Here is an 8,663-nt window from a genome sequence, read left to right as displayed (position 1 = left end):
GTGCCGGGCGCCGTGTCGCGCACGAAGTCGCGCGGCGGCGCGCTGTCGGCCAGGGCGTCGAGCCCGCGGCCGGGCTCAGCCACGCAGCAGGTCCCCGAGCGCGCGGGCGACGAGGTCGAAGCCGGCGTCGAGTTCGTCGTCGGGCGTGGTCAGCGGCGGCAGGAACTTGAGCACCGTGTCGCGGCGGCCGGCGGTCTCGGCGAGCAGGCCGAGCTCGAAGCAGCGCGCCGACAGCCGCTCGGCGAAGCCGTCGCCGAGCGCGCTGCAGTCCAGCCCCCAGACCAGGCCCAGGCCGCGCACCGCGAGCCGCGTGTCGAGCGCGGCGATCCGGGCCAGCCGCGCGGCGACGCGCTCGCCCTTGCGCCGCACCTCGGCTTCCAGCCCGGTGTCGGTGGCGTGTTCCAGCGCCGCCGCGCCGGCGACGAAGGCCAGCTGGTTGCCGCGGAAGGTGCCGGTGTGTTCGCCCGGCGCCCAGCGGTCGAGCTCGGGGCGGATCAGCAGCAGCGACATCGGCAGGCCGTAGCCGCCGATGGCCTTGCTGAGCACGACGAGGTCGGGCGCGAGGCCGGCGCGCTCGAAGCTGAAGAAACCGCCCGAGCGCCAGCAGCCGACCTGGATGTCGTCGACGATCAGCAGCACGCCGTGGCGGCGGCACAGCGCCTGCAGCGCCGCCAGCCAGTCGGCCGGCGCGACGTGGATGCCGCCTTCGGCCTGCACCGTCTCGACGATCACCGCGGCCGGCAGCTCGACGCCGCTGTGGCCGTCGCTGAACAGGCGCTCGATCCAGGCCAGCGTCTGCTCGGCCGGCAGGCGGCCGTCGGGGTAGGGCACGAAGGTGGCGTCGCCCAGCGCCGTGCCGGCGGCGGCGCGCTTGGCGCGGTTGGCGGTGACCGCCAGCGCGCCCAGCGACAGCCCGTGGTAGGCGCCGGTGAAGGCGAAGACGCCGCTGCGGCCGGTGACGCGGCGGGCGAGCTTGAGCGCCGCCTCGACGGCGTTGGCGCCGGTGGGGCCGGTGAACTGCAGCCGGTAGTCCAGGCCGCGCGGCGCCAGCACGCGGGCGACGAAGGTCTCGATGAACGCCGCCTTGGCGGCGGTGTGCAGGTCCAGCGCGTGGCTGATGCCGTCGGCCTCGAGGTACTCGACGAGGCGGCGCTTGATGAACTCGGGGTTGTGGCCGTAGTTCAGCGTGCCGGCGCCGGCGAAGAAGTCGATCCAGCTGCGGCCGTCGGCGGCGTGCAGCCGCGAGCCCTTGGCGCGCGTGAACAGCGCCGGGAAGCTGCGGCAGTACGAGCGCACCGCCGACTCGTGGGCGTCGAACGGCGAGGCGGCGGCGGTGCTCGGGGTGTCGGCGGGCATGCGCGGATGCCGGCTCGCGGGGCCGGTCAGCGGACGAGGCGGGACGCGACGAAGTCGGCGAGCGCGCCGACGCTGGCGAAGGTGTCGCCGTCGATGTCGTCGTCGGCGATGACGATGTTGAAGCGCTCCTCGAGCGTGGTCAGCAGCGAGACGACGGCCATCGAGTCGAGCTGCGGCACGGCGCCCAGCAGCGGCGTGTCGCGGGTGAAGCCGGCGCCGCGCCCGCCGAGGCTCAGCACTTCGTCGAGGACGCGCGTGACCTCGCGGACGACGTCGATCCGGGGCGGGTTTCCGGCGCTGGCAAAGGAGGGAGACACCGGCCGGATTCTAGGGTGGCGTCCCTCGCGGGCCGGCACTCGACCGGGGGGATGGACCGCCCGCCAGGCGCCAACGGCGTCACGCTTTCCCCCGTGATGCGGGGTCGCTGGCGCGGCGTGGCGGGCGGATGCGTCGGGGACAATCGCCGCGGTCCCCGCCACCGTCGTCGAGACATGTCCGTCCCCGTTCCGGAACCGGTGCTGCTGCACGAACTCGTCTGGTCCGCCGCCGCGCGCTCGGCCGGCCGGCCGGCGTTGACCTATGGCGCCTCGACGCTGGACTACGCCGCGCTGGCCGCGGCCGTGCGGTCCTGCGCCGACGGGCTGCTCGGCCTGGGGCTGGCGCGCACCGAGCGTGTCGGCATCTACCTGGAGAAGCGTTTCGAGACCGTCGTCGCCAGCTTCGGCGCGCCGGCCGCCGGCGGCGTGATGGTGCCGATGAACCCGCTGCTCAAGCCCGAGCAGGTGGCCTACATCGGCCGCGACTGCGACGTGCGTGTGCTCGTCACCTCGCCCGAGCGGCTGGCACTGCTGGCGCCGGTGCTGGCGCAGATGCCGGCGCTGCGCCACGTCGTGCTGACCGACGGCCGGGGTCAGGTCCGGGGTCAGGTCCTCACGGGACCTGACCCCGCCGCCGCCGCACCGACTGAAGCCCGGGGTCAGGTCCTCACGGGACCTGACCCCGCCGCTGCCGCACCGACTGAAGTCCGGGGTCAGGTCCTCATGGGACCTGACCCCGCTGCCGCCGCCGCCGCCGCTCCCGGCGTCACCGTGCTGTCCTGGACCGAGCTGCTGTCGGCCCCGGCGCGCGCGCCGCACCGCGTCATCGACACCGACCTCGTCGCCATCCTCTACACCAGCGGCTCCACCGGCCGGCCCAAGGGCGTGGTGCTGAGCCACCGCAACATGGTGGCCGGTGCCAAGAGCGTGGCCTCGTACCTGGAGAACCATGCCGGCGACACGCTGCTGGCGGCGCTGCCGCTGTCCTTCGACGCCGGCTTCAGCCAGCTGACGACGGCCTTCCACGCCGGCGCGCGCGTGGTGCTGCTGAACTACCTGCTGCCGCGCGACGTGCTGCGCGCGATGGAACGCGAGAAGGTCACCGGCCTGACCGCGGTGCCGCCGCTGTACATCCAGCTGACGCAGCTGGAGTGGCCGCAGGCGATCGGCGAGCAGCTGCGCTACTTCGCCAACACCGGCGGGCGCATGCCGCGCGAGACGCTGGCCGCGCTGCGCGAGCGCGTGCCGCGTGCCAAGCCCTTCCTGATGTACGGCCTGACCGAGGCCTTCCGCTCGACCTACCTGCCGCCCGAGGAGGTGGACCGCCGGCCCGACTCGATCGGCCGCGCGATCCCCAACGCCGAGATCCTGGTGCTGCGCGACGACGGCAGCGAGTGCGCGCCCGACGAGCCCGGCGAGCTGGTGCACCGCGGTGCGCTGGTCGGCCAGGGCTACTGGAACGATCCGGAGAAGACCGCCGAGCGCTACAAGCCGCTGCCGGCGGGCATCGGCGGGCGTGTCGCCGGGCTGCAGATCCCGGAGATCGCGGTCTTCAGCGGCGACACCGTGCGCCGCGACGCCGACGGCTTCCTGTACTTCGTCGGCCGGCGCGACGAGATGATGAAGACCTCGGGCTACCGGGTGAGCCCGACCGAGGTCGAGGAAGTGCTGTACGCGACGAAGCTGGTCGGCGAGTGCGTCGCCTTCGGCGTCGACCACCCGGCGCTGGGCCAGGCGATCCAGGTCATCGCCACCGCGCCCGACGGCAGCGACGCGCTGGACCGCGACGCGCTGCTGGCGCAGTGCCGCCAGCACATGCCGGCGTACATGGTGCCGCACGGCGTCGAGGCCGCGTGCGGCCCGCTGCCGCGCAACCCCAACGGCAAGATCGACCGCAAGCTGCTGGCCACGCAGTGGCTCGAGCGGCAGGGCTGAACTCCGCAGATGAACGAACCGATTCCCCGCGCCGTCCCGGTGCATGCGCCGATGGACCAGTTCCCGGTGCGCGACGGCGAGCTCGTCGTCGGCGGCGAGCGCCTGAGCCTGCTGGCCGCGCGTGTCGGCGCGACGCCGTTCTACGCCGTCGACCGCGGCCTGCTGCGCCGGCGTGTCGCCGAGCTGCGCGCGGCGCTGCCGGCCGGCGTCAAGCTGCACTACGCGATGAAGGCCAACCCGATGCCGGCGCTGGTCGCCTTCATGGCCGGGCTGGTCGACGGCATCGACGTCGCCTCCGGCGGCGAGCTGAAGGTGGCGCTGGATGCCGGTGCCGATGCGGCCGAGGTCAGCTTCGCCGGGCCGGGCAAACGCGACGCCGAGCTGCGCCAGGCGGTGGCGGCGCGGGTGCTGGTCAACGTCGAGTCCGAACGTGAGCTGGCGGTGCTGGCCGCGGCGGCGGCCGAGTTCGGCGTGCCGGCGCGGGTGGCGGTGCGCGTGAACCCCGACTTCGAGCTGAAGGGCTCGGGCATGCGCATGGGGGGTGGCGCGAAACAGTTCGGCGTCGACGCCGACCGCGTGCCGGCGCTGCTGGCGCGCATCGGCGAGCTGGGGCTGGCGTTCGAGGGCTTCCACCTGTTCGCCGGCTCGCAGAACCTGCGCGCCGAGGCGATCTGCGAGGCCCAGCGCCAGTCCTACGAACTCGCGCTGCGGCTGGCCGCGCACGCGCCGGCGCCGCTGCGTTTCCTGAACCTGGGCGGCGGTTTCGGCATCCCGTACTTCCCCGGCGAGACCCGGCTGGACCTGGCGCCGATCGGCGCCAACCTGCAGGCGCTGGCCGAGCGTGCGCGCACCGAGCTGCCCGAGGCCAGCCTCGTCATCGAGCTCGGCCGCTACTTCGTCGGCGAGGCCGGCGTCTATGTCACGCGGGTCGTCGACCGCAAGCTGTCGCGCGGGCAGGTCTTCCTGGTCTGCGACGGCGGCCTGAACCACCACCTCGCGGCCAGCGGCAACTTCGGCCAGGTGGTGCGCAAGAACTATCCGGTGACGGTGGGCAACCGCCTCGGCGACGAGGCCCGCGAGACCGCCACCGCCGTCGGCCCGCTGTGCACCCCGCTGGACCTGCTGGCCGACCGCATGAGCCTGCCCCCGGCCGACGTCGGCGACCTCGTCGTCGTCTTCCAGTCCGGCGCCTACGGCGCCAGCGCCAGCCCGCAGGCCTTCCTCGGCCACGCCCCCGTCACCGAGGTGCTCGTCTAACGGCGGGGTCAGGTCTCTCAAGACCTGACCCCAGCTTACGCCGCCGCTGCCGAACGGGGTCAGGTCTCATAAGACCTGACCCCAGCTTTCTAGGTTCCAGCGCCGCCTACGGACGGGGTCAGGTCTCGTGAGACCTGACCCCAGCTTTCGCGGCCGGTCGCGTCACGGGCTGCCCGACGAGTTGCGCGTACAGCGCACGCGCCTGCCAGCGCTCGTCCTCGCTCGCCGGCGCACGCCCCAGCAGGAAAGCCTGGAGACCATCGTCATCCAGCCAGTCGGGCGCCGGCTCCAGGCCCAGGTGGGCCCGGCAACTGGACCAGCGCCAGTCGGCGGGATGGACCACCAGGCCGCATGCCACCGGATTGCGTTCGATGTAGCGGCAGGCGGTGACGAGGTAGTCGTCGCGGTTGACCAGCGATGCGCCGAAGCGGCCCTGGAACAGGTGGCCCGAGATCCTGTGACGTCGGTTGAAGCGCTGCGTGTAGACGCCGTTCAGGTGGCGCATGAAGCGCGACAGGTTGGCCTCGCGGGTCTGCGCGACGAGATGGACATGGTTGCCCATCTGGCAGTAGGCCAGCACGGCGACGTCGAAGCGCCGCGCCGCGTCGCCGAGCACGGCGAGGTGGATGCGGCGGTCGGCGTCGTCGCGGTAGATCGGCTCCTGACGGTTGCCGCGGCTGGTCAGGTGGTAGGTGGCGCCGGGAAACTCGATGCGCAGCGGGCGTGCCATGGCGCGAGGGTGCCGCGGCCGCAGTGCCGATTCCAGCCGCGTTGGGGGCACCCGCAGGGGGGCTGGGGTCAGGTCTCACAAGACCTGACCCCAGCTTTCGCGCAGAAGACGGAAGACGGGGTCAGGTCTCACAAGACCTGACCCCGGGCACGCGACCCCAGCTTTCGTGACCCAGACCACGGGCTGCGCGCGACCCGCAGAAGACGGGGTCAGGTCTTGTGAGACCTGACCCCGGGCTTTATCGGGCTTCCGGTGGTGGTCGCGGCCGACCGCCCCTAGGCGACCCGCCGCCCCGCCTGCCCCTGCAGCCACTGCTCCATCATCATCAGGATCCACACCATCTCGCCGTAGTAGCCGGGGTGCGCCGGCAGCCTGTCGGCGAGCAGGGTCTCGATGAACTCACGGCGCACGATGCCGCGGCCTGCCAGCGACTGCAGGGTGTCGGTGGCGAAGGCCTTCAGCGCCGGGTCGCGCGTGGCCCAGACGCCGAAGGGCAGGCCGAATCCCTGCTTCTTCTTCGTGAGGATCTCATCGGGCAGGAAGCCGCGCAGCGCCTCCTTGAAGAACCAGCGCAGCTTCAGCCCCTTGAGCTTGTACTCGGTGGGCAGGGCCAGCGAGAAGTCGACGACGCCGCGCTCCAGGAACGGGAAGGCGACGGCCACGCCGGCCAGCGAGGTGCTGCCGCAGACCTTGGGCAGATCGCTCTCGGCCAGCGTGTAGCGCCAGTCGTAGGCCAGCATGCGGTTGAGGGCGCCGGCCTCGCCGGCCTCGCGCCAGACGGCGCGCTGGTGGCGCAGCGGCTCCTCGGCGTCGACCTGGGCCAGGAAGTCGGGCGTGAAGACGTCGGCCGTGCCCAGGCGCAGCAGCAGGTTGTACATCTGCATGCGGTCGGGCAGCGGCACCTTGGCCTGCTCGACGTAGCTGCGGCCCTTGCGCGCCAGCGGCAGCGCACCGATCGGCGTGCCCTCCAGCAGCGGCTCCAGCAGCCCGCGGCGCAGCACGCCCGGCACGGTGTCGTACCAGCCGAAGATGCGCTGCTTGGCGTAGCGCGCGTTGCCGCCGTAGAGCTCGTCGCCGCCGTCGCCGGCCAGCAGCCGCGTGACGCCGTCCTCGCGGGCCATCTTCGCGCAGTAGTACGCCGGCAGCGCCGACGAGTTGCCGAACGGCTGGTCGTAGTGGCGGGCCACCTCGGGGATGCTGCGCACCAGGTCGGCCGGCGTCACGTAGTACTCGTGGTGCTCGGTGCCGAAACGCTTGGCGGCGATGCGCGCGAAGGCCATCTCGTCGTAGCCCTCGGCCTCGAAGCCGATCGAGTAGGTGGCGGCGCGCCCGGCGATGTCCTTGATCATGCCGGCCACCGTCGAGCTGTCGGTGCCGCCCGAGAGGAAGCAGCCGGGCTTGCTGCCGTCCAGCTCGCCGGCCACCGCCTCGCGCAGCCGGCTGCGGAAGCCGCGTGCCAGCGCGTCGAAGTCGGGCGCGGCCGGCTCCTCGAAACGCGGCTCCCAGTAGCGCCGGATCTCCAGCGTCTGCCCGTCGTACCAGGCGCAATGCCCCGGCGGCAGGCGGAACACGCCCTGGAACACGGTGTGCGGCGACGGGATGGCGTGGAAATAGAGGTAGTCGTAGATCGCCTGCGACGACAGCGGCGCCGCCGGCTCGGCGGCGGCCAGCGCGTCGGCACGCTCGGCGAACAGCAGCCGCCCGCCGACCAGGCGCCAGCACAGCGAACGCACGGCGAAACGGTCGACGGCGAGGAAGACGCGGCCGCGCGCGTCGGCCAGGCCGACGGCGAACGGGCCGTCGACGCCGGCGGCGGCACGCACCGCGCCGTCCAGGCCGTCGATGGTCGCCGCGGCGCGGTGCCAGGCGGCGGCCTGGCCGTCGCGGCGAGCCAGCTCGGCGAGCTGCGGGTCGGCGAAGCGGGGCTCGCCGACGGCGAGTTCGTGGTCGGGCGCGCGCCGGGCGAGCGGCAGCGTGGTGGTCGTGATCATGCGTGGGCGGGCTGCTGCAGGGCGCCGGGGCGGCGCGCGGCGCCGTCCAGCGGCGCCAGCCTGCAGGGGTGTCGGTATTCGAATCGCGGCGCGAGCGTCTGGCCGTCGAAGCGGCCGCTGTCGACGGCGTCGGCGGGCACGGCGCGCGCGCTGGCCGGGCGGTAGTCCCGGGCCGCCGCGTCGGCGAAGGCGCGGCGGTCGACGCGCGGGTTGTGGCGGTACTCGCCGGGGCCGGCGGCCTCCAGCGCCTCGGCGTCACCGCACAGCAGGTTGTTCAGCGCCCGCAGCTCGACCGTCGCGCCGGGCGCCACGCGCAGGAAGCGGCTGCCGCCGCCGCGCTCGTCGACCAGCGTGTTGTGCACCATCACCAGCGCGTGGCGCGGGCCGCGGTAGCCCTCGGCGCCGAACGAGACCAGGATCGGGTTCTCGGTGGCCGCGCTCTGCTGCACGACGTTGCCGACGACGAGCGCGACGCCGCCGTCGGGGAACTCCAGCTCGTAGCTGGAGCGCCCGCCCGGCTCGTCGGTGAGGCGGTTGTGCAGCACGCGGTTCAGCGCCGCGCGGCTCTTCAGCAGGTGGCCGATGGTGCCGTGGTGCAGCCAGCAGCCGCGCACCAGCAGCGAGCCGATGCGGCCGGCGTAGAGCTGGTGGTTGTGGCCGTCGGGGCGCAGGTTGCGTGCGAACTCGCAGCCCTCGACGGCGAGCTCGGCCTCGGGGTCGTTGCTCGTCAGCAGCCCCATCTCGTTGGCGAAGAAGCCGCAGTCGCGGGCGACGAGGCGGCCGCGCTCGAAGCGGATGCCGGCGCCGTTGCGGCCGTCGACGCGGCAGCCCTCGAAGTCGAAGCCCTCGACCTCGAAGTCGCCGCCGCGCAGCACCCAGATCGCCTTGTCCTCGGCGGCGCGGCCGTCGGCGACCAGGCGCACGCGGCCGCCGGCGGCGCGCAGCGTCAGCCGGCGCTGGGTGAAGACGGCGACGTCGCCGCGGTACTCGCCGGCGTCGACCTCGACGACGTCGCCGTCGCGTGCGGCGCGTGCGGCGTCGGCGATGCGCTCGAACGTGCGCCCCGGGCCGACACGC

The 8,663-nt window shown here is 73.6% G+C and carries 7 protein-coding genes; 2 read left to right on the top strand and 5 right to left on the bottom strand.

Annotated features, from left to right (window positions below):
* Positions 1–75: 75 nt before the first annotated feature.
* Together RBXJA2T_RS03610 and RBXJA2T_RS03605 are read right to left on the bottom strand one after the other, a co-directional pair.
* Positions 76–1,356: an aspartate aminotransferase family protein gene (locus tag RBXJA2T_RS03610; protein ID WP_009855955.1), complete on the bottom strand. Its 1,281-nt coding sequence runs from the start codon at positions 1,354–1,356 to the stop codon at positions 76–78.
* A gap of 26 nt (positions 1,357–1,382) precedes the next feature.
* Complete coding sequence (locus RBXJA2T_RS03605) at positions 1,383–1,673, bottom strand: acyl carrier protein (protein ID WP_009855954.1); 291 nt, start codon at positions 1,671–1,673, stop codon at positions 1,383–1,385.
* A gap of 174 nt (positions 1,674–1,847) precedes the next feature.
* On the opposite strand from RBXJA2T_RS03605, the gene RBXJA2T_RS03600 reads away from it, so the two are divergent.
* Both RBXJA2T_RS03600 and RBXJA2T_RS03595 read left to right on the top strand, forming a co-directional pair.
* Entirely contained in the window at positions 1,848–3,608 is a 1,761-nt protein-coding gene (locus RBXJA2T_RS03600; protein WP_009855953.1) for an acyl-CoA ligase (AMP-forming), exosortase A system-associated, read from the top strand.
* Positions 3,609–3,617: 9 nt separating this feature from the next.
* Positions 3,618–4,865, top strand: a complete 1,248-nt coding sequence (locus RBXJA2T_RS03595) for a pyridoxal-dependent decarboxylase, exosortase A system-associated (protein ID WP_009855952.1) — start codon at positions 3,618–3,620, stop codon at positions 4,863–4,865.
* A 118-nt stretch (positions 4,866–4,983) separates the two neighbouring features.
* On the opposite strand, the gene RBXJA2T_RS03590 is transcribed toward RBXJA2T_RS03595, so the two are convergent.
* From RBXJA2T_RS03590 to RBXJA2T_RS20310, 3 genes are all read right to left on the bottom strand, one after another.
* Positions 4,984–5,595, bottom strand: a complete 612-nt coding sequence (locus RBXJA2T_RS03590) for a transposase (RefSeq protein ID WP_009855951.1) — start codon at positions 5,593–5,595, stop codon at positions 4,984–4,986.
* A 275-nt stretch (positions 5,596–5,870) separates the two neighbouring features.
* Entirely contained in the window at positions 5,871–7,586 is a 1,716-nt protein-coding gene (locus tag RBXJA2T_RS03585) for an asparagine synthetase B family protein (protein WP_009855950.1), read from the bottom strand.
* On the bottom strand, positions 7,583–8,663 hold a 1,081-nt coding region (locus tag RBXJA2T_RS20310; protein ID WP_009855949.1), incomplete at its 5' end, for a right-handed parallel beta-helix repeat-containing protein. The genes RBXJA2T_RS03585 and RBXJA2T_RS20310, both read right to left, overlap by 4 nt.

The organism is Rubrivivax benzoatilyticus JA2 = ATCC BAA-35, assembly GCF_000190375.1.
GTDB lineage: Bacteria > Pseudomonadota > Gammaproteobacteria > Burkholderiales > Burkholderiaceae_C > Rubrivivax > Rubrivivax benzoatilyticus.
Note: the sequence above shows the minus strand (reverse complement) of the source record. Positions and strands in the feature narration are given on the sequence as shown.

Coding starts and splice junctions, on each gene's coding strand:
- RBXJA2T_RS03610 (WP_009855955.1), bottom strand. CDS start 1,356: ATGCCCGCCGACACCCCGAGCACCGCCGCCGCCTCGCCGTTCGACGCC.
- RBXJA2T_RS03595 (WP_009855952.1), top strand. CDS start 3,618: ATGAACGAACCGATTCCCCGCGCCGTCCCGGTGCATGCGCCGATGGAC.
- RBXJA2T_RS03590 (WP_009855951.1), bottom strand. CDS start 5,595: ATGGCACGCCCGCTGCGCATCGAGTTTCCCGGCGCCACCTACCACCTG.
- RBXJA2T_RS03585 (WP_009855950.1), bottom strand. CDS start 7,586: ATGATCACGACCACCACGCTGCCGCTCGCCCGGCGCGCGCCCGACCAC.
- RBXJA2T_RS03600 (WP_009855953.1), top strand. CDS start 1,848: ATGTCCGTCCCCGTTCCGGAACCGGTGCTGCTGCACGAACTCGTCTGG.